This is a genomic window from Bacteroides faecichinchillae JCM 17102, from assembly GCF_000614145.1.
GTDB lineage: Bacteria > Bacteroidota > Bacteroidia > Bacteroidales > Bacteroidaceae > Bacteroides > Bacteroides faecichinchillae.
In genome coordinates, this window is the sequence record NZ_BAKK01000004.1 from 1 (window position 1) to 26740 (window position 26740).

At 38.3% G+C, this 26740-nt stretch carries 19 protein-coding genes, 2 tRNA genes and 6 pseudogenes; 11 read left to right on the forward strand and 16 right to left on the reverse strand.

The genetic code is table 11. The features are described from left to right. Nucleotides 1-44: 44 nt before the first annotated feature. The 5 genes and pseudogenes from fucO to rhaB form a co-directional block, all read right to left on the reverse strand. The gene (gene fucO, locus JCM17102_RS02855) at nucleotides 45-1199 is read right to left on the reverse strand and encodes a lactaldehyde reductase (protein WP_025073905.1); all 1155 of its coding nucleotides are present in this window, start codon (nucleotides 1197-1199) and stop codon (nucleotides 45-47) included. A 42-nt stretch (nucleotides 1200-1241) separates the two neighbouring features. After that, a complete protein-coding gene (gene rhaD / locus JCM17102_RS02860) occupies nucleotides 1242-2051 on the reverse strand; it encodes a rhamnulose-1-phosphate aldolase (protein ID WP_025073906.1) in 810 nt (269 codons plus the stop codon). Between the two features lie 100 nt (nucleotides 2052-2151). Beyond that, nucleotides 2152-3170 (reverse strand): annotated as a pseudogene (gene rhaT, locus JCM17102_RS25930) (L-rhamnose/proton symporter RhaT). A gap of 3 nt (nucleotides 3171-3173) precedes the next feature. Continuing rightward, nucleotides 3174-4426 (reverse strand): annotated as a pseudogene (locus JCM17102_RS25935) (L-rhamnose isomerase). A 42-nt stretch (nucleotides 4427-4468) separates the two neighbouring features. Beyond that, complete coding sequence (gene rhaB, locus JCM17102_RS02875; protein WP_025073907.1) at nucleotides 4469-5932, reverse strand: rhamnulokinase; 1464 nt, start codon at nucleotides 5930-5932, stop codon at nucleotides 4469-4471. Between the two features lie 280 nt (nucleotides 5933-6212). Between rhaB and argR the strand changes: the two genes are divergently transcribed. The 11 genes and pseudogenes from argR to JCM17102_RS02930 all read left to right on the forward strand — a co-directional run bounded on the left by argR (nucleotide 6213) and on the right by JCM17102_RS02930 (nucleotide 17023). Further along, entirely contained in the window at nucleotides 6213-6686 is a 474-nt protein-coding gene (argR, locus tag JCM17102_RS02880; protein WP_025073908.1) for an arginine repressor, read from the forward strand. Between the two features lie 29 nt (nucleotides 6687-6715). After that, entirely contained in the window at nucleotides 6716-7294 is a 579-nt protein-coding gene (locus tag JCM17102_RS02885; RefSeq protein ID WP_025073909.1) for a GNAT family N-acetyltransferase, read from the forward strand. Nucleotides 7295-7307: 13 nt separating this feature from the next. Continuing rightward, nucleotides 7308-8516 carry an argininosuccinate synthase gene (locus JCM17102_RS02890; protein ID WP_025073910.1) on the forward strand — a complete coding sequence of 403 codons (1209 nt, stop codon included), beginning with the start codon at nucleotides 7308-7310 and terminating at the stop codon, nucleotides 8514-8516. Next, the gene (gene argC, locus JCM17102_RS02895) at nucleotides 8513-9481 is read left to right on the forward strand and encodes an N-acetyl-gamma-glutamyl-phosphate reductase (protein ID WP_025073911.1); all 969 of its coding nucleotides are present in this window, start codon (nucleotides 8513-8515) and stop codon (nucleotides 9479-9481) included. The genes JCM17102_RS02890 and argC overlap by 4 nt, the downstream gene beginning before the upstream one ends. Nucleotides 9482-9493: 12 nt before the next feature. Then, nucleotides 9494-10614 (forward strand): annotated as a pseudogene (locus JCM17102_RS25940) (aspartate aminotransferase family protein). A gap of 137 nt (nucleotides 10615-10751) precedes the next feature. After that, nucleotides 10752-11525, forward strand: coding sequence for a pyrroline-5-carboxylate reductase (gene proC / locus JCM17102_RS02905; RefSeq protein ID WP_025073912.1), 774 nt, complete (start codon nucleotides 10752-10754; stop codon nucleotides 11523-11525). A gap of 35 nt (nucleotides 11526-11560) precedes the next feature. Then, nucleotides 11561-12115, forward strand: a complete 555-nt coding sequence (locus JCM17102_RS02910; RefSeq protein ID WP_025073913.1) for a helix-turn-helix domain-containing protein — start codon at nucleotides 11561-11563, stop codon at nucleotides 12113-12115. A gap of 112 nt (nucleotides 12116-12227) precedes the next feature. Beyond that, nucleotides 12228-13882: pseudogene (locus JCM17102_RS25945) on the forward strand (AMP-binding protein). Between the two features lie 223 nt (nucleotides 13883-14105). Further along, nucleotides 14106-14303: a DUF2007-related protein gene (locus JCM17102_RS02920; protein ID WP_025073914.1), complete on the forward strand. Its 198-nt coding sequence runs from the start codon at nucleotides 14106-14108 to the stop codon at nucleotides 14301-14303. A gap of 790 nt (nucleotides 14304-15093) precedes the next feature. Then, nucleotides 15094-16221, forward strand: a complete 1128-nt coding sequence (locus JCM17102_RS02925) for a PCMD domain-containing protein (protein WP_025073915.1) — start codon at nucleotides 15094-15096, stop codon at nucleotides 16219-16221. A 13-nt stretch (nucleotides 16222-16234) separates the two neighbouring features. Continuing rightward, complete coding sequence (locus JCM17102_RS02930; protein ID WP_025073916.1) at nucleotides 16235-17023, forward strand: porin family protein; 789 nt, start codon at nucleotides 16235-16237, stop codon at nucleotides 17021-17023. A 390-nt stretch (nucleotides 17024-17413) separates the two neighbouring features. On the opposite strand, the gene JCM17102_RS02935 is transcribed toward JCM17102_RS02930, so the two are convergent. The 11 genes and pseudogenes from JCM17102_RS02935 to prmC all read right to left on the reverse strand — a co-directional run bounded on the left by JCM17102_RS02935 (nucleotide 17414) and on the right by prmC (nucleotide 26710). Then, nucleotides 17414-18922, reverse strand: a complete 1509-nt coding sequence (locus tag JCM17102_RS02935; protein ID WP_025073917.1) for a PCMD domain-containing protein — start codon at nucleotides 18920-18922, stop codon at nucleotides 17414-17416. 455 nt (nucleotides 18923-19377) lie between these two features. Further along, the gene (locus JCM17102_RS02945; protein ID WP_025073919.1) at nucleotides 19378-20928 is read right to left on the reverse strand and encodes a PCMD domain-containing protein; all 1551 of its coding nucleotides are present in this window, start codon (nucleotides 20926-20928) and stop codon (nucleotides 19378-19380) included. Nucleotides 20929-21353: 425 nt separating this feature from the next. Further along, nucleotides 21354-21725: a site-specific integrase gene (locus JCM17102_RS31190; RefSeq protein ID WP_245798453.1), complete on the reverse strand. Its 372-nt coding sequence runs from the start codon at nucleotides 21723-21725 to the stop codon at nucleotides 21354-21356. Continuing rightward, a complete protein-coding gene (locus JCM17102_RS31195; protein ID WP_245798452.1) occupies nucleotides 21726-22385 on the reverse strand; it encodes a phage integrase SAM-like domain and Arm DNA-binding domain-containing protein in 660 nt (219 codons plus the stop codon). 156 nt (nucleotides 22386-22541) lie between these two features. Next, nucleotides 22542-22625, reverse strand: a tRNA-Leu gene (locus tag JCM17102_RS02955). A 14-nt stretch (nucleotides 22626-22639) separates the two neighbouring features. After that, a tRNA-Gly gene (locus JCM17102_RS02960) sits at nucleotides 22640-22712 on the reverse strand. 92 nt (nucleotides 22713-22804) lie between these two features. Continuing rightward, nucleotides 22805-24143 (reverse strand): annotated as a pseudogene (gene argH / locus JCM17102_RS25955) (argininosuccinate lyase). Nucleotides 24144-24166: 23 nt separating this feature from the next. Then, nucleotides 24167-24577 (reverse strand): hypothetical protein, encoded by a 411-nt coding sequence (locus JCM17102_RS02970; RefSeq protein WP_025073920.1) that lies wholly within the window; start codon nucleotides 24575-24577, stop codon nucleotides 24167-24169. 100 nt (nucleotides 24578-24677) lie between these two features. Further along, a pseudogene (gene pyrE / locus JCM17102_RS25960) lies at nucleotides 24678-25315 on the reverse strand (orotate phosphoribosyltransferase). 79 nt (nucleotides 25316-25394) lie between these two features. Further along, on the reverse strand, nucleotides 25395-25877 hold the full coding sequence (locus JCM17102_RS02980) for a regulatory protein RecX (RefSeq protein WP_025073921.1): 483 nt from the start codon (nucleotides 25875-25877) through the stop codon (nucleotides 25395-25397). Beyond that, nucleotides 25874-26710: a peptide chain release factor N(5)-glutamine methyltransferase gene (gene prmC, locus JCM17102_RS02985; RefSeq protein WP_025073922.1), complete on the reverse strand. Its 837-nt coding sequence runs from the start codon at nucleotides 26708-26710 to the stop codon at nucleotides 25874-25876. The genes JCM17102_RS02980 and prmC overlap by 4 nt, the downstream gene beginning before the upstream one ends. Nucleotides 26711-26740 lie beyond the last annotated feature (30 nt).

Genomic DNA, 26740 nt, shown 5'->3' on the forward strand with positions numbered 1-26740 from the left:
TAAAAAAGTAAGCACGCTGAACTTACCAATAAATTCGTTTAATATCAAAAAGCCTTCCGATACAGCACTTCGATCTCTTCCACAGATGTAGGACGCGGATTACCACCTGTACAAACATCATTGAAAGCAGCAACCGCCAATGCCGGAATATCTTCTTCTTTCACATTAATCTCATGCAATTTCTGCGGAATACCAATACTAAGAGATAATGCTTTCACTGCATCCACAGCAGCTTTCACCCCTTCAATTTCTGTCATCCCCTCCGTATTTACTCCCATTGCCTTAGCAATATTAATATACTTCGGAGCAGCCGGAGACTCAGCATTATACTCCATCACATAAGGCAAAAGCAAAGCGTTAGCCACACCATGCGGAGTATCATAAAAAGCACCCAACGGATGAGCCATTGAGTGCACGATTCCCAAGCCTACATTAGAAAATCCCATACCGGCAATATATTGAGCCTGAGACATTGCTTCACGGGCAGCCACATCTTTACCATTATCTACAGCTGCTTTCAGATTCTGAGCAATCATTTCAATAGCTTTCAGTTCAAACATATCACTCATTGCCCAAGCACCCGGAGTGATATAACTCTCAATGGCATGAGTCAAAGCATCCATTCCTGTCGCAGCCGTCAAACCTTTTGGCATAGAATACATCAATTCGGGATCTACAATAGCCACAGCAGGAATATCGTTCGGATCCACACAAACCATCTTTTTACGAGCATCTTCATCAATAATCACATAATTGATAGTCACTTCGGCAGCAGTTCCCGCCGTTGTTGGTAATGCGAAAGTAGGTACCGCTTTATTTTTAGTATCAGCTACCCCTTCCAGCGACTTTACGTCTGCAAAATCCGGATTATTAACTACAATACCAATACCTTTTGCTGTATCTATGGAAGAACCTCCTCCCAACGCAACGATAAAGTCAGCACCAGAAGCCTTGTAAGCTTTCACTCCATTCTGAACATTGGCAATAGTAGGATTAGCTTTTACATCACTATAGAGTTCATAAGGAATATGATTATCATCAAAAACCCTTATAATTTCAGCAGCAACACCAAACTTAATTAGGTCTTTATCAGTTACAAAAAATGCTTTTTTAAAGCCACGTCGAGCAGCTTCAACAGCAATCACACTTCTACATCCCGCACCGAAATAAGAAGTTTCATTTAAAATAATCCGATTCATAGTTTGTTGTATTTTTAAAAGAGCGTCTATTCTTTAGAACTATTATTTAGGCAATTTGAAGGCAACACTCATCTCCTTCATCTGCTCCTGACTCATTCCATCCGGTTCGAAGCCTATATTTTTGGCAGCAATATAAATCAACGCTGATTTATTTAACACATCAATCTGGTCAAAAGCTTGCATTACATCGCAATCCACAGCAAACACACCATGTTTTTCCCACATCACCACATCATAATCCTGCAATTCTTTAATCGTAGCTTCCGCCAATTCTACCGAACTTGGTAATTTATAAGGAATAATACCCAAACCACGAGGACAGAATGCCTTCGTTTCGGGAATCATACTCCACAATAAATTAGTAGCTACATCTTTCTCCAGAAATTTCTGACAATGCGTCATTGCAATCAACTCAATTGGATGAGTATGTACCGACGCTTTATAAGGAGAGTTTTTACTCAATAAATCATTGTGCACACTCAAATGAGAAGGTAATTCCGAAGTGGGGGCAACCGGTTCGTCCGCAATGATAACATAACTGGCACAGTCATCCAGAATTCGGATCACCGAACCGTTCTCCATCGGCCAACGAGCCAAGTCACGCATACGTTTATTCGTTCCCTTACAATAGAAATAACATCCTTTGAGATAAGGCAATGTCACTCCGATAGCTTTCACTTCACTAATCGGTTTCATCTCACGAATTTCATCATCTACAAACTCAGTGATATTAACAGTGATATTACCACCATTACGTTCAGCCCATCCTTTTTGCCACAAGTATCCGGCCACCTCAGCTACCTTATTTACTTCTTTAGCTAATGCCGGGCGATTCTCTAAAATTGACTTCATTATATATTTATTTTTAATTAGGTGCGGATTACACTAACTCCCACAGATTCAATTACTATTTGAAACATCTGTATCATTTGTGCAATCCTTACCTAAAATTTTAAAACAAATTCGGAAAGATCAGTGAGAAGATCAGCACTACTAATCCGCAAACCAAAACTACAATTGTCTTAGTAGACACTCCCTTCCACTCTTTCAAGATCATTCCCCAAACGTTGCTAAAAGTTACGTTCAATGCCATCAGAATACACCATGAAAATGCTAATAACACAGGACTTCCTGTCAGGAAACTCTTACCCATTTCCAATCCGAAAAACTGCATATACCACAAAACTCCCGCCAAAGCACAGAACACCAAATTATTTCCCCATACCTTTCCTTTAGCATAATCCCCCATGGATTTATTGGAAATATTTTGCTGTAAACAGTAAGCTGCATTCGTCAAAAATCCCCCAAAAGTGACTAAGAAGATAACAGGAAGTCCTGCGTAAAGCCCATCTACTCCACCTACTAAAGCAGCTTCCTTAATAGGTATTCCTGCATCTAATCCTAAAGCAAAACATGCACTCATTACACCGGCCAACAATGCTACCAACAATCCTTTTGTCAAAGCAAAGTCCTTAACTGCAGCACGTTTTTCTTCTTCACTCATATTCTGTGAACGCAGACCACCTGCATAACCAATAATAGCGATACCTGCCAACGTAATACAAACTCCCAAAAGCAATATCAGTCCATTACCCTCGAATAAATTCGTTCCGGCAAAAATAGCAGGAAAAAGCGTTCCAAATCCGGCACAAGTACCCAAAGCGATACTTTGTCCTAACGCAACACCCAGATATCTCATAGAAAGTCCAAAAGTCAATCCCCCAACTCCCCACAATATACCATAGACAATACTCATTCCAGCCCCCCCTGCGCTCCACAAATCAAGTAAACTACTTCCCTGCGGAATACCCATCAATGATCCGAGAAACGGAAATACTAACCAAGCAAACACACCTTGAACCAACCAGAAACTTCCCAGTTCCACCCCTTTACCTTTTTAATAGGTACATAGGAACTGGACTGACAAAAGCTGCCGATAGCTATAATGATCAAACCAATTAAAATATCCATCACTTATCGTTTAGAAGTTACGTCAGCTTCATATTTTTGAATCTCAACAATGAAATCCTCACCCACCGGGACACTATTCTTCAAGCAGAACATATCCCATACAGCATTCCAAGGCAACGATTTAGATTCTTCGAGCAGAGCCAAACGTTCGAACAATTGATCATTTGCTTCGTATTCGCGCAGTTTTGCCAATGGTTCAAGCAATGCTTGCATCAGGCATTTTTGAGTTGCACGACTACCAATAACATAAGCGCCAATACGGTTAATGCTTGCATCGAAATAATCAAGACCAATATGCACTTTATTAAGAGCATCGCAACGTACGATTTCCTTGCACAAATCTAAAGTATCATCATTCATGATAGTTACATGGTCGCTATCCCAACGAACCGGGCGACTCACGTGCAACATAATTTCCGGAATAAACAACAGCAAAGAAGAAATCTTATCCGCTACACTTTCCGTCGGATGGAAGTGACCAGTATCCAGTGTCACAATCTTATTGCGAGTTGCACCATAACCAATGTAGAAGTCATTCGAACCTACTGTATAACTTTCCAAACCGATGCCAAACACTTTAGATTCGATGCAGTCTCTCATATTCTTATATTCTGTAGCAAAAATCTGATCCAGAGAATCCTTCAACAATGCACGATATTTCATACGATTTACCGTAATATCTTTGCTACCATCATGTATCCACAAATTCATGATACAAGGATCTCCTTGACGCTTACCCATTTCCTCAGCGATAGCACGACAACGTTTTGTATGTTCAATCCAAAAGTCACGAATACTCTTGTCGGGATTTGACAAAGACAAATTACCAGACTTCGGATGAGAGAAAGAAGTAGAGTTGAAATCCAACTTCATATTATGTTCCGCCGCCCACTGCATCCAGCTCTCAAAATGCTCCGGTGTCACCTGATCACGATCACAAACTGTCCGCCGAAGTCTCCATAAATCTCATGCAAATTCAGTCGATGAGTACCCGGAATATAAGAAGCAGCTTTTAAAACATCTTGTCTGAGTTCTTCAATATTGCGAGCTTTTCCCGGATAATTACCGGTTGCCTGAATACCTCCGGTCAATTCTCCGGCTGATTCAAATCCGGTTACATCGTCAGCTTGCCAGCAGTGCAATGACAATGAAATCTTCTGCAAATCTTCCAACGCTTTATTTACATCTACACCTATAGCTGCATAACGCTCTACAGCAATTTCATACGCTTTCTGAATCAGTTCTTCTTTTTTCATGATATTCTTATTCTTTAATAGTTAATATATTCTGTCGTTTATTTAATTGGGGCGAATACAATTTTTAAATTGAATATATGCCGCATCCCATGCTTCTGTATCTCTTGGTTGATAAGTATTCAACGGAATAGAACGATGGATCAATTGACGCATTCCCGCCACATCCGTTGCTTCTCCTGCAGCCATTGCCTGAATCATCACATTACCAATGGCGGTAGCTTCGGACGGACCGGCTACGACCGGTATATCAATCGCATTTGCCGTAAACTGATTTAGCAAATCATTTCGACTTCCCCCTCCAATCACGTGCAATGTTTCAATCGGATGTGGAGATAATGCACACAAGTTTTCCAGCACCTGTCTATAGCGCAAAGCGAGACTTTCAAAAATACAACGTACAATTTGTCCACGTCGCTCAGGGACGGGTTGCCCGGTAGTACGGCAATATTCCATAATAGCCTGTTCCATATTGACAGGATTTGCAAAGCAATCATCATCCGGATTGATCAGGCTACGAAATGGTTCGCTAGTTTCTGCCTCACTAATCAATTCAGAATAACTTGTTTCTCCCCAATTCAAGCGAGAACGCTCAAGCAGCCACATTCCACAAATATTTTTAAGCAGACGGATCGTTCCTTCCACTCCTCCTTCATTCGTAAAGTTTAAAGACTCTGTTTCAGCATTAATCACAGGAGCATCCGTTTCAACTCCCATCAACGACCAAGTGCCACTACTTAGATAAGCAAAGTTACGATCGAGTGCCGGAACAGCAGCTACCGCAGAGCCTGTATCATGTCCGGCTACTGCAATTACAGGAATTGCGCCCAATCCAGTTATCTTTTGTACTTTCTCCGTCAATACACCTACTTTCTCACCCGGAAAAACAAAACGCCCGAAGTTCTTTTCCTTCAATCCTACAGCTTCCAGTAGATCCGGTTCCAGACGACGGGTATACGCATTCACCAATTGTGCGGTTGAAGCAATAGTATATTCCGTCACCATCTCCCCTGTTAGCATATAACTCAACGCATCCGGCATAAAGAGAATTTTATCCGTAGCTTCTAATGCACTATCCTGATTACGTCTTAACGTATCCAATTGGAAAATTGAATTAAAATTCATTATTTGTATACCAGTTTTTGCATACACTTCACTACGAGAGATACGAGCGAACAAAACTTCCGGTGCACCTACCGTATGTGGATCACGATAAGCATAAGGCTGCCGAAGTAGGTTTCCATCCTTTCCGACACAAACAAAATCTACCCCCCATGTATCTATCCCGACAGAAGTAATAGATTCTCCACTATGTGCTACCAGCTTCAAACCCTCGATAATGTGGCGATATAATGCATAAATATCCCAATAGAAATGTCCACCCACTTCAATCAAATGGTTGGAGAAACGATTGATTTCTTTCAATTCTAATCCGCTCTCTGTAAAAGTTCCTAAGATGGTACGACCACTTGTCGCCCCCAAATCGACTGCAAAAAAGTTTTGTTTCATGGTATTTTGTCTCAATATATAAGGTACTCGTTTTTTCTGATGTTACAAAGATAAACGATGTCCCGCTTTTACCCCTTATATTTTTTGATTGAAAGCGTACACTTTTTGACACGAGTACACAAATAAAACCAGGTAGTTATCGAGATAAAACTCTCCTTAAGACAAAGGAATATGATCATTTATTCACTTTTTCTCCACTTTTATGCAAAAAACTTTAGTTTTATGCATCTTTTCTCCAAATTATTGCATACTTTTGCGCCATTCTTAGAATAATTATACAATGAAGAAGAAAGCAAATCGGTTAGACGCCATCAAAATGATTATCTCAAGCAAAGAGCTGGGTTCTCAGGAAGAACTGTTGCAAGAGCTGAACCGTGAGGGCTTCGAGCTGACTCAGGCCACCCTCTCTCGTGACTTAAAACAGCTGAAAGTAGCAAAAGCAGCCAGCATGAACGGCAAATATGTTTATGTATTGCCGAACAACATCATGTATAAGCGATCCACTGACCAAAGCGCTGGTGAAATGTTACGTAACAACGGATTTATCTCTCTGGATTTTTCCGGCAACATAGCCGTGATACGTACCCGCCCCGGTTATGCAAGCAGCATGGCTTATGACATTGACAACCATGAATTCAACGAAATTATGGGAACCATTGCCGGAGATGACACCATTATGTTGGTATTGCGCGAAGGAGTTTCAGCAAGTAAAGTGCGCCAACTTTTGTCACTTATCATTCCGAATATCGAATAACTATACATATTTATATATTAAATAAAGAAATGGATACTCAACAAATAGATGTTATGGTAGCCGACGCCTCACATGAGGTATACGTTGACACTATTTTGGATACAATCAGAAAAGCTGCAGCAGTTCGTGGAACCGGTATCGCAGAACGCACACACGAATATGTCGCAACAAAAATGAAGGAGGGTAAAGCAATTATCGCATTATGTGGCGATACATTCGCAGGCTTCACCTACATTGAGTCATGGGGCAACAAACAATATGTAGCCACGTCCGGTCTGATTGTCCATCCTGATTTCCGTGGACTAGGATTGGCCAAACGCATCAAACAAGCTTCATTTCAATTGGCACGTCTCCGATGGCCGAAGGCTAAAATCTTTAGTCTGACCTCCGGAGCAGCAGTGATGAAGATGAATACAGAATTAGGATACGTTCCTGTCACCTTCAATGAATTAACAGATGACGACTCCTTCTGGAAAGGTTGCGAAGGATGTATCAATCATGATATATTGGTAGCCAAAAATCGGAAATTTTGTATTTGCACAGCCATGTTGTACGATCCTAAAGATCCGAAAAACGTAAAAAAAGAACAAGAAAGAAACAACATTTAAAAGATACAGCACTATGGAAGAGAAAAAGAAAAAAGTAGTGGTGGCCTTCAGCGGCGGTCTGGACACATCGTTCACCGTTATGTACCTCGCTAAAGAAAAAGGTTACGAAGTTTACGCTGCTTGTGCCAACACAGGCGGTTTCAGTGAAGAACAACTGAAAACTAACGAAGAGAACGCCTATAAACTGGGAGCAGTAAAATACGTCACATTGGACGTTACTCAGGAATACTACGAAAAAAGTCTGAAATATATGGTTTTCGGAAATGTGCTGCGTAACGGTACTTATCCGATCTCTGTCAGCTCGGAACGTATCTTCCAAGGTCTTGCTATTGCCCGCTATGCCAACGAAATTGGTGCGGATGCCATAGCACATGGTTCTACCGGAGCAGGTAATGACCAGATTCGTTTTGACATGACTTTTCTTGTATTGGCTCCTAATGTAGAGATCATCACATTAACCCGTGACATGGCATTGAGCCGTCAGGAAGAAATAGATTACCTAAACAAAAACGGTTTCAGTGCTGACTTCACCAAACTGAAGTACTCTTATAATGTAGGTTTATGGGGAACTTCCATCTGTGGAGGTGAAATTCTCGATTCAGCACAGGGATTGCCGGAAAGTGCTTATCTAAAACATGTAGAAAAAGAAGGTAGCGAACAACTTCGCCTTACTTTTGAAAAGGGTGAACTGAAAGCGGTCAATGACGAGAAATTCGATGATCCGATCAAAGCCATCCAAAAAGTAGAAGAAATCGGTGCTGCTTACGGTATCGGACGTGACATGCACGTAGGTGACACAATTATTGGTATCAAAGGTCGTGTAGGTTTCGAAGCAGCCGCTCCGATGCTGATTATCGGCGCACACCGTTTCCTTGAAAAATATACATTAAGCAAATGGCAACAATATTGGAAAGATCAGGTAGCCAACTGGTACGGAATGTTTCTACACGAAAGTCAATATTTGGAACCAGTGATGCGTGATATTGAAGCGATGTTGCAGGAAAGCCAACGTAACGTGAACGGAACAGCTATTCTCGAACTTCGTCCATTATCTTTCTCTACTGTAGGTGTAGAATCGAAAGACGACCTTGTGAAAACGAAATTCGGAGAATATGGTGAAATGCAAAAAGGTTGGACTGCAGAAGATGCCAAAGGCTTTATTAAGGTTACGTCTACACCTTTACGTGTTTACTACAATAACCATAAAGACGAAGAAATATGATTAGAGCAGGAATCATTGGAGGTGCAGGATATACAGCAGGCGAATTAATTCGTCTGCTACTCAACCATCCGGAAACCGAAATCGTATTTGTTAACAGCAGCAGTAATGGCGGCAACAGAATTACTGATGTACACGAAGGACTTTACGGAGAAACAGACTTGAGGTTTACTGACCAGTTACCATTAGACGAAATTGACGTTCTATTCTTCTGTACAGCTCACGGAGATACAAAGAAATTTATAGAAAGTCATAATATACCGGAAGATTTGAAAATCATCGACCTCTCTATGGACTACCGTATCAAGAGCGACGATCATGATTTTATTTACGGTCTGCCGGAACTGAATCGGCGTGCGACTTGCACTGCAAAGCATGTAGCTAATCCGGGTTGCTTTGCGACTTGCATTCAGTTAGGACTTCTTCCACTTGCCAAAAACCTGATGCTGACAGACGATATAATGGTAAACGCCATTACTGGAAGTACAGGTGCCGGCGTAAAACCGGGGGCCACCAGTCATTTCAGTTGGAGAAACAACAATATCAGTGTTTACAAAGCTTTCGACCACCAACACGTACCGGAGATCAAGCAATCTTTGAAACAATTGCAAACCAGCTTTGATTCGGAAATTGATTTTATCCCTTACCGGGGTGACTTTCCACGTGGTATATTTGCGACACTTGTAGTTAAAACGAAAGTATCTCTCGAAGAGATCGTTCGAATGTACCAAGAGTACTACGAGAAAGATTCATTTGTACACATTGTCGATAAAAACATTGACCTGAAACAAGTGGTAAATACAAACAAGTGTCTGATACATCTAGAAAAACACGGTGATAAACTGTTAGTTATCTCATGTATCGACAATTTATTAAAAGGTGCAAGCGGTCAGGCTGTGCATAATATGAACCTGATGTTTAATCTGGAAGAAACCGTAGGATTACGTTTGAAGCCGTCCGCTTTTTAAAACAAAAGAAATATGAAACTATTCGATGTATATCCTTTATACAATATCAATATTGTTAAAGGAAAAGGCTGTAAAGTCTGGGATGAAAACGGAGTAGAATATCTAGATCTCTACGGAGCCATGCCGTAATCTCTGTCGGACACGCTCATCCACACTATGTAGAGATGATAAGTAACCAAGTTGCAACACTTGGTTTCTACTCAAACTCAGTGATCAATAAGCTTCAGCAACAGGTAGCCGACCGACTTGGCAGGCTTTCCGGTTACGAAGATTATAGTCTCTTCCTGATCAACAGTGGTGCCGAAGCAAACGAGAATGCTCTGAAACTTGCCTCTTTCCACAACAGACGTACTAAGATCGTTTCTTTTAGCAAAGCATTTCATGGACGCACTTCATTGGCAGTAGAAGCAACAAACAATCCTTCTATCATTGCTCCAATCAACAACAATGGCCACGTAACATATCTCCCGTTGAATGACATCGAGGCGATGAGACAAGAGTTAGCAAAAGGAGATGTATGTGCCGTTATTATTGAAGGGATACAGGGAGTCGGGGGAATCAAAATACCGACTACCGAGTTTATGCAGGAACTCCGCAAAACTTGTACTGAAACTGGTACTATTTTGATTTTGGATGAGATCCAAAGCGGCTACGGACGAAGTGGAAAATTCTTTGCGCACCAATACACAGGTATTCAGCCAGACATTATCACAGTAGCCAAAGGGATAGGAAACGGGTTCCCAATGGCAGGAGTATTAATCAGCCCAATGTTTACACCTATCTACGGACAACTAGGAACTACATTCGGTGGTAACCACCTAGCATGTGCTGCTGCCTTGGCCGTAATGGACATTGTAGAAAAAGAAAACCTGATAGATAATGCAGCTAAAGTCGGCAACTATTTGCTGGAAGAACTGAAAAAATTTCCTCAAATCAAAGAAGTACGTGGACGCGGATTGATGATCGGACTTGAGTTTGATGAACCGATCAAAGAGTTACGCAGCCGGCTCATCTATGATGAGCACGTATTTACCGGAGCTAGTGGAACAAATGTACTTCGCTTACTTCCCCCTCTTTGTCTTAGCATGGAGGAAGCAGACAAATTTCTTGTCCGCTTCAAAAAAGTACTTTGATCTTTACATTTGATTAATAAATAGCAAACGATAAAAGCAGCCTAAACTAGAAAATTATTTCTTAACAGGTTGCTTTTTGTTTTTTCACTATTTACCGTTACCTTTGTCAGTAACAAATTATAAAAACATAAGTGCATATGAAAATAGCTATTATCGGTGCAGGAAACATGGGAGGTTCTATCGCCCGTGGTCTGGCAAAGGGAAGTTTAATAGACGATTCAAACATTATCGTTTCCAACCCTAGTGCCGGCAAACTGGAAGAATTGAAAAAAGAATTCCCGGCAATCGCCACTACACATAGCAATGTAGAAGCTATAACTGGAGCAGATATTATTATTTTGGCTATAAAACCCTGGCTTATTAATTCAGTGGTACGCGAGCTAAAAGTAAAAAGTAAGCAAATACTCGTCTCCGTTGCTGCCGGGATTAGTTTTGAAGAACTCTCCCACTATGTCGTATCACCGGAAATGCCAATGTTCCGCGTTGTCCCGAATACAGCCATTAGCGAACTAGAAAGTATGACACTGATCGCAACACGCAATACAAGCGATGAACAAAATCAGTTCATTCTTCAACTATTCAACGAAATGGGAATGGCAATGCTTATTCCTGAAGACAAGATGGCTGCTGCCACTTCATTGGCTTCTTGCGGAATCGCATATGTATTAAAATACATTCAAGCCGCTATGCAAGCAGGCATTGAAATGGGACTTCGTCCTAAAGATGCAATGGAAATGGTAGCCCAATCCGTAAAAGGTGCTGCTGCATTGATCCTAAATAACGATACTCACCCAAGCATAGAAATAGATAAAGTGACCACTCCGGGAGGAATTACGATTAAAGGAATCAACGAACTGGAACATAGTGGTTTCACTTCTGCAATTATCAAAGCAATGCTGGCATCTAAATAACCAAACATAAATAAAATCACTAATCACTCAATTATATGAATGACCAAATTAAACAGATAGCAGAACGTCTACGCGGATTACGCGATGTATTGGAACTTACGTCCGAAGACATAGCCCGCGACTGTGACATTTCTGCCGAAGAATACCGATTGGCAGAAACAGGAGATTATGATATTTCCGTGAGTATGCTACAAAAAATTGCTCGTACCTACAATGTTGCACTTGATGCACTGATGTTTGGTGAAGAGCCCAAAATGAGCAGTTACTTCGTAACTCGTGCAGGCAAAGGAATAAGTATCGAACGTACCAAAGCCTATAAGTACCAGTCACTGGCTTCCGGTTTTATGAATCGTGCTGCCGATCCGTTTATCGTAACAGTTGAACCCAAAGGAGATGATACTCCTATTCATTACAATAGCCACAGCGGACAAGAATTTAATCTTGTAGTCGAAGGACGTATGCTTATCAGCATCGAAGGCAAGGAAATCATCCTAAATCAAGGTGACAGTATTTATTTTAATTCAAAACTTCCACACGGCATGAAAGCGCTCGATGGCAAAACGGTACGTTTTCTCGCAGTAATTATGTAATATTTAAAATGAAGAATGAAGAATGAAGAATGAAGAATTATGTTACGTTATATAAACGATCCGCATGGAAAAATTCTTCATTCATAATTCATAATTCTTAATTCAAAAAGTTATGGTAGAAAGATTTTTATCACAGACCACTTTTACATCACAAGAAGATTTTATCAAGAATCTGAAAATAAACGTCCCGGAAAATTTCAACTTCGGTTATGACGTAGTAGATGCTTGGGCTGCCGAACAACCCGACAAGAATGCTTTACTTTGGACAAACGACCAAGGTGAATGCCACCAATATTCGTTTGCCGACATGAAACGTTATACGGACATGACAGCATCTTACTTTCAAAGTTTAGGTATCGGTCGTGGAGACATGGTTATGTTGATTCTGAAACGTCGCTTTGAATTCTGGTTCAGTATCATTGCACTTCACAAATTAGGTGCGACTGTTATTCCGGCAACACATTTACTGACGAAAAAAGATATCGTATATCGCTGTAATGCCGCTGATATCAAAATGATTGTAGCCGCTGGAGAAAGTGTCATCCTACAACATATTAAAGATGCTCTACCTGCTTGTCCAAGTGTAGAACAGTTGGTTAGTGTCGGCCCTGAAGTTCCGGAAGGATTTCAAAACTTTCATAAAGGTATAGAAAATGCCGCTCCCTTTACTCGTCCTAAACATGCAAATACAAATGATGATATTTCATTGATGTATTTCACATCTGGTACCACCGGTGAGCCCAAAATGGTAGCACACGATTTTACTTATCCGTTAGGACACATCGTTACTGGTAGCTTTTGGCACAATTTGGATGAGAATAGTCTTCATCTTACTATTGCCGATACAGGATGGGGAAAAGCTGTATGGGGAAAACTTTATGGACAATGGATTGCAGGAGCTAATATCTTCGTTTACGACCATGAGAAATTCACCCCAGGAGATATCTTACAGAAAATACATGATTATCATGTGACTTCTCTTTGTGCCCCTCCCACTATTTTCCGTTTTTTAATTCACGAAGATCTGACAAAATATGACTTGTCTTCTCTCAAATATTGTACTATTGCAGGTGAAGCTCTGAATCCTGCCGTATTCGATACTTTCAAGAAACTGACAGGTATCAAACTTATGGAAGGTTTTGGGCAAACGGAAACAACATTGACCGTCGCACCATGCCTTGGATGGAACCGAAACCGGGAAGTATGGGATTGCCTAATCCACAATACGACGTAGACTTGATCGACCACGAAGGCCGTTCTGTTGAAGCTGGTGAACAGGGACAGATTGTTATCCGTACCAACAATGGAAAACCTCTAGGACTTTTCAAAGAGTATTATCGGGATGCTGAACGTACTCACGAAGCATGGCACGATGGCATCTATTATACGGGAGACGTTGCTTGGAAAGATGAAGATGGTTATCTTTGGTTCGTAGGGCGTGCAGACGATGTCATTAAAAGTTCAGGCTATCGTATTGGCCCATTTGAAGTTGAAAGTGCTCTGATGACTCATCCAGCTGTAGTAGAATGCGCTATCACCGGAGTACCCGATGAGATTCGGGGACAAGTAGTAAAAGCAACTATTGTCTTATCAAAAGACTACAAAATACGTGCAGGCGAAGAATTGATCAAAGAACTGCAAAACCATGTAAAAAAGACAACTGCTCCTTATAAATATCCTCGTGTCATCGAGTTTGTAGACGAACTTCCGAAAACAATCAGTGGTAAGATTCGCCGGGTAGAAATCCGTAATAATGATGAGAAGTAGATAAAAAACAGCCTATTCATCGATAAATCCTCCTTAATATGACTTTGCAGATCGATTAAGGAGGATTCTTCTTTTACCAATACAACAATTGTCCCAATTATAGCAATTATTGATCATTATTCATATTTGACTCAAAAGTGTTCTTATATGAAATATTATTTTTCTTTTTAGTCAATTTCCTCTTTTATATTTGCGATAGTAAAAACCAAAACACAAAAAAGAGATGATTACGAGTAGAAAGATTTCCCAAGTAAATGTTTTCACTGGCAGTCCATGGGAAGTAGCTAGTGTAAAAAGGCTTCTGAATGCAGCCTACATTGAAGCTTCAATGAAAGATAAAGGTTTGAACCGCATTCAAATTATGGTCCCATGTGAATGCTATACAGCTGCTATGCGTATTATCAATAGCAGAATTTCGTAAGTTTTAAGAAGTAGATAAAAAATAAGAGCCGGTTACGATGTGAGATCGTGACCGGCTTTCTTCTATATATCATTCAAACGTATACTCATGTTTACTCTTTCCTATTAAATCAATCTATATCAAATAGTAATGGATGAAAAATAAAATGTACGTTCCTGACATATTGGGGAATGAACAGAAGTATTAATAGATTAGTTCTTCTTCTCATATAACAAACTTTCTTTTCTTTAATAGTAAAGTTGTTTTTCATCAACCACAATCTTTAAACAAAACTTTCATTTGTACAAATGAAAGTTGCATTTATATAAACAAAAGTTCTGTTTGTATAAATGCAACTTCTGTTTATAGTTTATTCTTAATAAAGAATAATATCTCTATCAGAGAAAAAGAAGTTAGGTACTAAAAAACAGAAAGTTTGTTATTAATGAAATGGATGTTTACTATTAATAAGGATAAAACGAAGAGGATAATGGCAGGAACTGGCAAAGGTGATAGGTGATAGATGAGGTGACAGGTTGGAAATCAACCTATCACCTCTTGAAAGCACGATGAATAAGGGAATACAGAAGATTGGTGATAGGTTGATAGAGAAAATAATGTTTTTTGTTGGGAAGAACGGTTAAGAACTAACTTATAAATAACAAGAAAGAACAAGTAATTTTAGGTCGCTAGTCGTTATAAAATGTTTTATTATAAGCAATAAAACGTTTCATTTCAAAAAAGAAACTTAACTTTGCATCCTAGTTTTATCATAAAGGACTGAATTAGTAACTAAAAAAGACCAAATCAAATGAAATTTAAAACTTTAGCAGTTTATTGCTTCTTATTTGCAAGCAGTGCATCCTCTTGTATACAAGATGAAGCACTCAACTCTGAAGCCGCTATTGATGCCTGTTCAGGCACTAATGTACAATTAGCAAACATTGATACCAATTCTAAGACAATCAATGTATATGTGCATAAAAGTATTGATATATCTAAACAGGAATTAAAATTCACAGTACCTGAAGGAGCAACTATCAAAGTAAATAGTCCAATCACAGGGGATACAGAATCAACATACGATTTCTCAGAGGAACCACATTCCCGTCAGTTTACTGTAACATCAGAAGATGGACAGTGGAAAGCAGTCTATACTGTTAATGTAGTGCCCACAGAATTACCAACTACTTTCCATTTTGAAAGATTATTTTCATCCAATCCTTATGATATTTTTTATGAATTCCAACCGGGAACTTCACAGAATGCTTCAAAAGTATTGCAATGGTCGAGTGGTAACAAAGGATACGAATTGACAAGTATGGCCAAAACTAATGCTGACTATCCGACAGTACAATCAATAAACGGCTATCAGGGTAAAGGAGTAAAATTAGAAACGCGAAATACTGGTAGTTTCGGTGCGATAGTAAAAATGTACATTGCAGCAGGTAATCTTTTCATTGGTTCGTTCGATGTAGGAAATGCCTTGAAAGATCCTAGAAAAGCCACAAAGTTCGGTTTTCAATTTGATAAACGTCCAACATCACTTAAAGGATTTTACAAATTCAAAGCAGGAGATATTTATACAGTAAAAGGGGAAGCCCAATCCGGAAAAAGAGACAAATTTGACATCTACGCTGTCATGTACGAAACTGACAATAATTCAGATATGCTGGATGGAGATAACGTATTTACTTCAGATAAATTAGTATTGCTGGCACGTATTGATTCAGAAAGCGCTGTTGAAACCGATAATTGGAAAGAATTTAATTTGCCATTTAAACCTGTTAATGGAAAAACAATCGATAACAATAAATTAAAACAAGGAAAATACAAATTAGGTATTGTATTCTCTTCCAGCGTAGATGGTGCCTATTTCGAAGGCGCTGTTGGAAGCACATTATATATCGATGAAGTAGAACTTATTTGCGAAGAATAAAAAAAATAGTACAATGAAAAAATATAAATTAATCAGTATTATAGCTATACTGCTTTTTGCCGGTACATTTACAATACAGGCACAAGAAGAAAGAACAAGAAGTCTTGTCTGGATGTATCTGCACGGATGGGAATACGAGATCAAAGCTGGCTTCAATATAGGAGGTACTTCACCCCTTCCCCTGCCTAATGAAATCCGCAAAATAGACAGTTATGCCCCTGGTATTGCTATCTCCATCGAAGGGAATGCAACCAAATGGTTTGACAAAGAAAAAAAATGGGGAATGACCGCCGGTATTCGTCTCGAAAATAAAAATATGACTACTGAGGCTACTGTAAAAAACTACGGTATGAAGATTATTAATACTAATGGCGGAGAGCTACAAGGACTATGGACTGGAGGAGTAAAAACGAAAGTTAAGAACTCATATCTGAGTATTCCGGTGGTTGCCAATTATAGAATAAGCAATCGCTGGAAAGTATCGGCGGGCCCTTATGTTTCTTACCTTATTGAAGGCGATTTCTCCGGACATGTATACGAAGGACACCTTCGCACTCCCGACCAAACAGGTTCTAGAGTAGACTTTACAGGTGAAAGTATAGCAACTTATGACTTTTCAGAAAACTTGCGCAAGTTCCAATGGGGCCTGCAACTGGGTGGTGAATGGAAAGCTTTCAAACATCTGAATGTTTATGCTGATTTGACCTGGGGATTGAATGATATCTTTAAAAAGGACTTTGACACTATCACATTTGCAATGTATCCTATTTATCTGAATGTAGGGTTCGGATATGCATTCTAAGTGAAACCGGAAAATTCGGGTTATTCAAAGGCTGCTTGAAAAGTCTGCAAGACACATGACTTTCAGGTAGCCTTTAAATTAACTGTTCACTACAACTTATAGTTATCTTATATAAAATACTCATCTTCCAACAAAGCCATTTAATTAACTGTAAGCAAACATTTATCTCCTCAAATAACGAGGAAACACCTGTTTATCTACCGATAACAATAATACAACTATCTTCTTAGTTTCTCGCCCTTTCCAACCAAAAACATATCCATGCAATTTAGAAAGTTGAAACGTTGAGATAAAGTCCATAAAAAAGAGGATATGACCGACTTTAAAGTCAGAACAAACCCTCTTTCTGATTTTCTTGGATTTTCTTCTACATTATAGTAAATAGTCCAATTATTCCCCGATTATTTCCAACTCATCAAGAATTAAAGTACTATCAGGAGCACCTTTAAAGCTATCACCCTCTTTACTTGCCGAACAAACAATAGCAATCTTATATTTAGCATTTGGATCATATGATTTATCAGGTAAGAAATTAAATTTCAGATTAAAAGGAGTAAACTCACTCTTCGCAGATCCATCTTCCAAGTAAGCAACAGCTACTCGCTTTGGAGAACTATTGATATTAGTGCCATCCAAATATTCATCATCTTTCTCTATCTGATAAAGTACTGCAACAATAGAGCATTCATCAACTTGACCTTCTATAATATTATCTTTGCTACCATCCTTTGCACCTTCAAGAAATGTCTCCCCAGGAGTATATTTATAATATCCTTTGAAGAATAAAGGTTTCTTATTATAAGGAATACCGAAATGAGTAGCTTCTAATGGCTTACTCATTGAAGATATACTAATTACCATTTCTCCTGTAAACAGTGAGCCTGCAGTTATAGTTGGAGAATTAATAAATCCTCCTTGCTTCTTAGTATAACGAGTAATCAACTTAATAGCTTTACCCGCAAATCCCGTTTCTTCTTGTAATACCGGATAATCTCCTTTATATCCACTTACAGAGTACAGAAGAGCAACCCCCTTATTAGGATTAGCTAACTCATTCGTTGGAAGTGGATCATAATAAGGATGTGTTCCCCCTTGCGCAACATCGCTCCATTCATCAAATGAATATCTTAAAATATTACCATCTACTGAAGCAACATATGTCTTTGCTGTTCCATCTTCTGCCAGCACAGTATATGTAACTTTCTTACCTGCTGAGAAATCTTGAGCAACTCCACTTTCCGGATTCACTGTAGCTTTATTAGAAACAACAATCTCTGGTATCAATTCGCTTAAATCCTCATCGGTAGCATTATTACTAACCTTGAAAGTTATTGTACCATTAACATCATCAATTACAGATGATCCAATAACAAAATCATTTTCAATAATAAAACTTGTGATCTTGGCCTCGCTACTTTCTGTTCCACTCAAACGAGCTCCTTTATAAGTAACATCAACATCTTGATTCTGACCATCAAGAATGGCTTTAATATCCATATCAATATTAATATTACCTTTCTTTATCGTACCTGTAGCATTGATAACACATGAAAGCTCTCCTGTTTCTAATTCCTGAGTTCCTACAAAACTATAAGTATCCCCATTTTTTGTTAGCTTACAGTTACTAAGTTTAATCTCAGGAATAGTTATTATACCCATAAAACTAAAGTTTTTCAAAGACAGGTCAATAGAGGTATTACTTGCCTTCGACACAGTTATTTTCTGGATTATAGGATTTCCGATCGACTCACCAAAAAGCTTAACTTCCAATGTACCTTTATAGTTTCCTGCAATCTCTCCCTCAATAGCAGCAGAATAATTCGGCTCATCATCACTACAACTAGTGAAAAAACCTACTGAACAAATAAGCATATACAAACAAAACAAACTCTTTTTCATAATCTTCATACTTTAGTTACAAATCTAACACAAAAAATCGTTGCAAAGTAACACATTAAATTCATTCATTACAAGGTCCATTTTCTATATTTTATGTTCTATTGTTAATAACAAAAAAGAGAAAAAAGGAAAGATTTTTATTTTAATAGTAATTATCATTGCTGCGTACTTATTCCTTGATATATTTCAATTATTTAGAAATTAGTTCTTTGTTTATTGTAATTGCATCCAGTAAATATTTTATTTACAAGCATTCTATCTATACTTTAAAAGCATATTTCAGCAAAGGACTCATTGAAAAAGTCGTTTCTTTGCCGAAATATGCTTTTTTAGGGAATGACTTAAAAGAGTTACCTTTCTATCATTTCTCCCCGATTAAACAGAAGTATATAAAAAGTAAGGGATACCCTTACCCTACTTGAGGAGACCTTGCTTCCATTTCATTTATAAAGAAATTATTCATTTATAATCTCAATATCATCAAGATAAAGGGTACTACCCGGTGCACCGCTGAATTTATCTCCATTAGCAGATGAAGATGCAATTATTGCAAAACGATATTTCTTAGCAGAATTATATTCCTTAATATAATTTAACGTTAAAGTAAACGGAGCATAATCATCTACCTTTTCGTCAGTAGAGAACTGAGCAAGAGCAACAACTCTGTCTGCAGAAGTATAAATATTAGTTCCATCTAAGTACTGTTCTTCACTCTCATCTTCAATCTCATAAAGTACAGCACTAATCATACAAGCATCTTTCATACTGTCGTCTTCTACAACCACATCTTTCTTTCCTTCAGGATCATCACAACGATAGTATACATCACCCGGTGAATATTTATAGAATCCAGTAACCTTTAACGGTTTCTCATTCCAAACCAATCCAAAACGTGTACACATCAACGCACTAGCAAATGCATATTCAGTATTAAAATGACCTAAGAATAGTGTTCCTGCAGTAATTTTAGGAATCATACCATAAGCTCCTTTTGAATCTATAGTCGAAACTTTAGCTGCTCCAGTACCTAAATGTGCATCAGATACTTTTTCTACGGCAAAGGGAGTATCTGCTAGTTCAGGGTATGTTTGTCCCAACATAGCTTTAATCAAATAGACGCCTGTATTAGATGTATCCCAATAGCCTCCTGCGGGAGAATAGAATCCCAATAAAACGTCATCATCTCCTTTTTGTTCTTCCCAACTTTCAAAATCAAACTTATTAATAGTATGCTTAGCAATAACCTTATATACTTTAGTATTACCATTTTCCGCCATCACTGTATATTTCACTTCTTGACTAAAATCTTGTTCAATGCCAGAAGCCGGTGTTAGCATAGCCTTACTGGATACTGTAACTTCAGGAACTAATTTTAATTGATCCACTGTCGCATTACCTCTTACGGAAAAAGTAATTATACCTTTTTCCTCATCAATCACAGGTTGCTCTGTTACAACGTCATTATCAAAAATAAAGCTAGTAATTTTTGCCTCGTTACTCTCAGAGCCTGTCAGTTTAGTTCCATTATAAACAACTCTTACATTTTGAATTAAGTCAGATAGTTTTGCAGCAATGTCTAAATTTACAGTAACGGCATTACCCGATATAACACCTTCGGCATCAATATCAGCAATCAAAGAGTATTGTTCTACAGTTAATCTTTGTTTACCAGCAAACTTATAATTATCTCCATCCTTTGTTAATTCACAGTTCTGCAAAGATATAGTACCTAAATCCATATTCATAAAACTGAAATCTTTCAATTCCATATTTACAGATGTTTTACTAGATTCTGTAATGGTAATATTTTTAGGAATATCAACGCCAATATGCATTTCTTCATCACCAGCTGCCAAATAAATATTTAATGTACCTTTATAACCTCCTATTACTTGAGAGGTTAATTGATTTCCACTACCATTACTTTCATCATCGTCGTCACTACAAGCCGTGAAAAGACTGACAGAACAAATAAGCATAAACAAATAGAATAAACTTCTTTTCATAATCTTCATACTTTAATTATAAATCATTTAACACATAAAAACTTTGCAAAGTTATACATCAGGCTTATTTCTAACAAGGTCTATTCTCTACTTTTTATGTTCTTTTTTTAATAATAATCTACATAATATAAGATTTTGCACAAATCGTATCTATGTAATCACAACTCATTACTACATAATACACCAACTGCTACAAATTTTTCTACTAATCAAATAATCGTAATTATTCATCCTTTTTATAAGATCTCTACTCTTGCCCATTAATGACTCTCATAATCAGTTCTCGATTCGAACAATTACATCTTGTTTTATTATCATCAAAGTCCTAACATTGAAGATTTACAGAGATTTCAAATCATCCTGTTACACACAAATAAACTGCACTTTACGAATTGTTTGAAAAGTAGGAACATAACTAGAGATCTTCAATTCAATACCCAACTCTTTCCTATATCTTCCAAATACCTATTCACATTAGCCAATACATCATATATTCGATTCCTTATCTGTCTTTGAGTTCGTTCTCGATTATCCAGAATCGGAAATATGTATTTACGTTGTGGCGAACGATAGTGATTCATCATTTCCACAGCCTTTTCTTGCAATGGCAAAATTATAAGCTTCTTCGTTTTCTGACGAACATACACCAAACGTTCACCTTCAAAATTCTTATCAATCAAGAACGCCATATCTGTGAAATTTATCCCACCCATTAAATAGGAGAACATAAACATATCAACTGCTAACCTCTTATATAAACGTGCTTCTGACACATCATATTCAATAACCTGCTTCACCTACTCTTTGGTTATCGCACGTTTAGCTGTCTCCTTATGCAACTTAGATACCTTGTATTTCTTAAACGGATATAAACCAGTTTTTACTAACCCCTCAGTCAAAGCTAAATTATAGACCGCCCGTAATGTTCTAAAACGGATGCCAATCGTATTGTCTTCCAATTTGCAACATCTTAACCATGATTCATACGCTTTCAACCAATTCACATCTATCTCTGAGAAGTATATATCTAAATGCCCTTTATACTTCAACAGAGAGTTATATACCTGCTGTACAGAAAGCGCATACCCTAACCTACCTTCGTCTTTAAGTTGGGCTATATACTCATTAAACAGTTCACCGACCGTTCTAGCCTTCTGGACTGGTACAATCGCTTCAATTAAAGTAGTAGGTGTATACTCTCGCTTCTCTACAGAGAACTCAAGTATCTGCTCTGCATACTTCTGCTCTTGTTCATTAATTACCTTAATCAGCTGTTCTCTATTAGGACAGTTACGTTTAGGCTTGTTCTTCTCAAAGTCCCAAAATTTAGGATTGACAGAGATTCCAAGACTGATATACTTCTTTTTACCACCTTTACAGACACGTAACATGATCGGATGTTCACCATTACTAAGAGTTTTAGATCTGTAGCACAACACATTAGCTGTAGCATTCATTGCAATTTCGGTTTAACTCTTGGTTTAACTCTCAGTTTAATTTAGTAGTATAAATCCAACTTTAATCAGCACTAGAGACAAGATAGCCCCATGACAGGTATATAAAAAAAGCTCCGTAAATCAATGATTTACAGAGCTTTTAATCAGGAATACTCGTACTCGAAGCGGGACTTGAACCCGCACAGCCGCAATGGCCAAAGGATTTTAAGTCCTTCGTGTCTACCATTCCACCATTCGAGCATCCTTTCAAAGAGAGCGGAAAACGAGACTCGAACTCGCGACCCTAACCTTGGCAAGGTTATGCTCTACCAACTGAGCTATTTCCGCGTTTTTTCAACGGGTGCAAAGATAAGGAGATTTGTTCTTTCTGCCAAATCTTTTCGGAGGAAAGTTTAAAAACATTCCTCCAATTTCTCATTTTACCGACCAAGAAGAGCTTTTTCAGCTGTTTCCATACCCGAAAAATTAAAACCTTTGACCACTCGCTGCATCAAAACAGAAATTTCATCATTGCAAAGATTACCAATACTACCTTCATGTGTATGATGAACCTCTTTACTATGAGTAAACTTACCAGCTTCAATATCTAAACCTACTTTTTTATATGCATCACGAAAAGGCACTCCTTCCCGAGCCAATCGGTTCACTTCTTCAACGCTAAAAATCAGAAGATATTTATCATCATCCAGTATATGCTCATTGACCTTAATTTCTTCCATAATATATGTCGTCATTTGCAAACAATCTTTCAGTTCTTGGAAAGCAGGTAAAAAAACTTCCTTGATAATCTGCAAATCACGAAAATAACCGGAAGGTAAATTATTGGCGATCATCATTATCTGCTGAGGTAGTGACTGCAGCTTATTACATTTGGCACGAGTCAACTCAAATACATCCGGATTTTTTTTATGAGGCATTATACTAGAACCTGTCGTACATTCATCCGGCAATTTCACAAAACCGAAGTTTTGGCTATTGAACATACAAGCATCAAAAGCAAGCTTGGAAATAGTTCCAGCAATAGAGCTAAAGCAAATGCCACATTACGTTCCATTTTGCCACGCCCCATCTGGCATATACTACATTATAATTCAATGAATCAAAGCCAAGTAATTGAGTTGTCATCGTACGATTCAATGGAAACGAAGAACCGTATCCGGCAGCAGAACCTAATGGATTGCGATTACACATCTTAAATGCAGCTTGTAAGAAAAGCATATCATCTACCAGACTCTCAGCATATGCACCAAACCACAATCCAAATGAAGATGGCATTGCAATCTGCAAATGTGTATATCCCGGCATCAGTACATTCTTATAGCGTTCACTTTGACGAATCAACACATGGAAAAGTTGCTCTACAGATTCTGCAATCTCTTTAATCTGAGTACGTGTAAAGAGTTTCAGATCAAGCAAAACCTGGTCATTGCGAGAACGACCACTATGAATCTTTTTTCCAATGTCTCCCAAACGCCGCGTTAACATCAATTCAACTTGTGAATGTACATCTTCTACTCCTTCTTCAATCACAAAATCACCTTTTTCAGCAGAAGCATAAATATTTTTTAGTTCAGCAAGCAACTGAGTCAATTCTTCCTTTGTCAGTAGCCCGATGCTCTCAAGCATCGTTATATGCGCCATCGAACCCAGCACATCATGTTTAGCAAGATAGAGGTCCATTTCACGATCACGTCCTACCGTAAACCGTTCAATATCCTTATTCACCTGAACGGATTTTTCCCAAAGTTTCTGTGCCATATATATAAGAAGGTGTTTCTTTATCAATAATTAATAAGTGACAACATTTCAACCATCTTTTCCAATCCTTCCTGAAGAGGTTTCTGCACCATCGCTTTCATAAAAGGGTTAATTTCCATACTAATGGCTATTTTAATATTACACTCCTCTTCACCTATAGACATCAACTGAATCACAAGGCTGAAAGGAAGCGGAGAATTAGTGGTTTCCAACTTAATGTAGTCATATGGCTGACGCTCCACAATCTTCAGAACCAGTTGTCCTACCGGTGCCACACTGAAACTAAGCGTATCAGAATCGAAGCTCATATCTTTCACCTTATCTTCCGGCAAACGGTCTTTAATCTTCTCTAAATTACTGAGATCAGAAAGTTTCTCATACACACGTTCCTGACTATAAGGAATGACCTTTACATTACTCTCAAAATTAGTCATATATACTCGATTTATAAAAAATAAAGAAAGAACTATCCGAATAAAAAATTACCCGGATGGCTCTTTCCCACATTATACATATTTTTATCAAAAAGATACTTTATTTTCCTGCATCCCAATGAGCCGGATCTTTACGCCACTCATTCAGCGTTGCAATATCTTCTTCTTCAATATAGCCTGTGCGAAGTGCTACATCGAGCACCGCTTCATAATTGCTCAATGTTACCAAGGGAACTCTTGCTTCTTTAAATGCCTGTTCCGCAACCGGAAATCCATAAGTAAAAGCAGCAATCATACCAATTACTTCACAACCGTCACGACGAATAGCCTCTACAGCTTTCAGACTACTACCTCCGGTAGAAATCAAATCTTCTACAACTACAACTTTCATACCCGGACGAAGTTCTCCTTCAATTAGATTCTCCAATCCATGGTCTTTAGGAGTAGAACGAACATAAACAAACGGAAGATTCAAGCATCGGCCACCAAGGCTCCCTGAGGAATAGCACCTGTAGCAACACCTGCAATCGCATCTACTTGTCCAAACCGTTCTAATACCAAACGCGTAATTTCAACCTTTACAAAATTACGTAAAGAAGGATAAGACAGAGTTTTACGGTTATCGCAGTAAAAGGGGGATTTCCATCCAGAAGCCCATGTAAAAGGATTAGCTGGTTGAAGTTTAATTGCTTTAATCTTCAGTAGTTTCTCCGCGAACAGTCTCTCTAAGTTTTTCATAACAAAACTAACTATTAATTATTCGCTGCAAAATTACGGAAATAGAATGAAATTAAAAAGAAGATATTCGTTTATTTTTTCATTCTTCGTATGCATCCTCTTCCGATACTTCTATGCAACGTTTGATATCTTTTATTTCAAATCCACGACTTATAGCAAAGCGAATGAGTTTTTGGTTCAGTTCGTATTCATTCTGTGCATGAATACTCTTACGTTTGGATGCTAATAATCCCTTTAATATCGAAAGATATTCTTCTTCATCAATCTCATTCAAATAACGCCAAGCTGTATCTGAAGGAATCTTCTTCATATAAAGTCCCTGAGCTATTTTTACTTTACCCCACTTTGCAAACCGAAATTTATCTTTGACAAAAGCACGACAATACCGTTCATCATCAATATATTTTTCAGTTTCTAGCTGACTAAGGATGCGGGCGATAGCTTCATAAGCAATCCCCCATCGTTGTAATTTATCATTTATCTCCGCCCGACAATGTTCGGCAGAAGAACAATAGGAAGCAACCTTATTCAAAGCTTCCTCTTCAGTTATTTGTGCACTCATCGATTGGCTGTAACTATTCTATCATTTTCAAAAAGATCCTTTATAACATGTATATTATGATAATGGTTCATTTCCAGTAAGCGAACCATTTCTGTTCCATAAGCCTGATTGATTTCGAAATAGAGTTTTCCTCCCTGATTTAATAGCTTTTGTCCCAGCACTACAATATGGCGATAAAAGAGTAACGGATCATCATCTGGCACAAACAAAGCCAATTCCGGCTCCCATTCAAGCACATTCGGCTCCATATCAGCCTTCTCTTTTTCCGTCACATATGGAGGGTTACTTACTATCACATCATACCGTTGTGTGTCTGACACAATATCAGACAGCACATCTTGCTTTTCAAATACCACCCGTCCAGACAAACGTTCATTATTCCAACGCGCAATTTCTAATGCTTCTTCGGATATATCCCATGCCGTAACCATAGCATTCGGCAACTCTTTTGAAAGAGAGATTGAGATACAACCACTTCCGGTTCCTATATCCAATATATTTTTAGCTTCCGGATTCTCATTTATAATCAAATCAACAAGTTCACCGGTTTCCGGTCGAGGAACTAATACTCCTGGAGCCACCCGAAACTGCCTTCCATAAAACTCAGCAATTCCACGAATGTATTGTATCGGCTCATTTTTCTGCAAACGGAATATAATGTTTTCTAATTCACGCTGTTTGCATTCGGATAAAGTTATATCTTTGCCCATGTAAATATCAAGCGCATCGAGCCCTAATATATCACAACAAATTAGCATCGTAAGAGCTTTTACCTCTTCCGGTGGATAAATATCCTTTAATGACAGACGGATGTATGCAGTGATATGGTTCATGTTTACATTTTGGGAGTGCAAAATTAAGAA

What these genes read in the sequence shown, in the direction of transcription:
- fucO (WP_025073905.1), bottom strand. Translation starts at nt 1,199, where the DNA reads ATGAATCGGATTATTTTAAATGAAACTTCTTATTTCGGTGCGGGATGT.
- rhaD (WP_025073906.1), bottom strand. Translation starts at nt 2,051, where the DNA reads ATGAAGTCAATTTTAGAGAATCGCCCGGCATTAGCTAAAGAAGTAAAT.
- rhaB (WP_025073907.1), bottom strand. Translation starts at nt 5,932, where the DNA reads ATGAAACAAAACTTTTTTGCAGTCGATTTGGGGGCGACAAGTGGTCGT.
- argR (WP_025073908.1), top strand. Translation starts at nt 6,213, where the DNA reads ATGAAGAAGAAAGCAAATCGGTTAGACGCCATCAAAATGATTATCTCA.
- JCM17102_RS02885 (WP_025073909.1), top strand. Translation starts at nt 6,716, where the DNA reads ATGGATACTCAACAAATAGATGTTATGGTAGCCGACGCCTCACATGAG.
- JCM17102_RS02890 (WP_025073910.1), top strand. Translation starts at nt 7,308, where the DNA reads ATGGAAGAGAAAAAGAAAAAAGTAGTGGTGGCCTTCAGCGGCGGTCTG.
- argC (WP_025073911.1), top strand. Translation starts at nt 8,513, where the DNA reads ATGATTAGAGCAGGAATCATTGGAGGTGCAGGATATACAGCAGGCGAA.
- proC (WP_025073912.1), top strand. Translation starts at nt 10,752, where the DNA reads ATGAAAATAGCTATTATCGGTGCAGGAAACATGGGAGGTTCTATCGCC.
- JCM17102_RS02910 (WP_025073913.1), top strand. Translation starts at nt 11,561, where the DNA reads ATGAATGACCAAATTAAACAGATAGCAGAACGTCTACGCGGATTACGC.
- JCM17102_RS02920 (WP_025073914.1), top strand. Translation starts at nt 14,106, where the DNA reads ATGATTACGAGTAGAAAGATTTCCCAAGTAAATGTTTTCACTGGCAGT.
- JCM17102_RS02925 (WP_025073915.1), top strand. Translation starts at nt 15,094, where the DNA reads ATGAAATTTAAAACTTTAGCAGTTTATTGCTTCTTATTTGCAAGCAGT.
- JCM17102_RS02930 (WP_025073916.1), top strand. Translation starts at nt 16,235, where the DNA reads ATGAAAAAATATAAATTAATCAGTATTATAGCTATACTGCTTTTTGCC.
- JCM17102_RS02935 (WP_025073917.1), bottom strand. Translation starts at nt 18,922, where the DNA reads ATGAAAAAGAGTTTGTTTTGTTTGTATATGCTTATTTGTTCAGTAGGT.
- JCM17102_RS02945 (WP_025073919.1), bottom strand. Translation starts at nt 20,928, where the DNA reads ATGAAAAGAAGTTTATTCTATTTGTTTATGCTTATTTGTTCTGTCAGT.
- JCM17102_RS31195 (WP_245798452.1), bottom strand. Translation starts at nt 22,385, where the DNA reads ATGAATGCTACAGCTAATGTGTTGTGCTACAGATCTAAAACTCTTAGT.
- JCM17102_RS02970 (WP_025073920.1), bottom strand. Translation starts at nt 24,577, where the DNA reads ATGACTAATTTTGAGAGTAATGTAAAGGTCATTCCTTATAGTCAGGAA.
- JCM17102_RS02980 (WP_025073921.1), bottom strand. Translation starts at nt 25,877, where the DNA reads ATGAGTGCACAAATAACTGAAGAGGAAGCTTTGAATAAGGTTGCTTCC.
- prmC (WP_025073922.1), bottom strand. Translation starts at nt 26,710, where the DNA reads ATGAACCATATCACTGCATACATCCGTCTGTCATTAAAGGATATTTAT.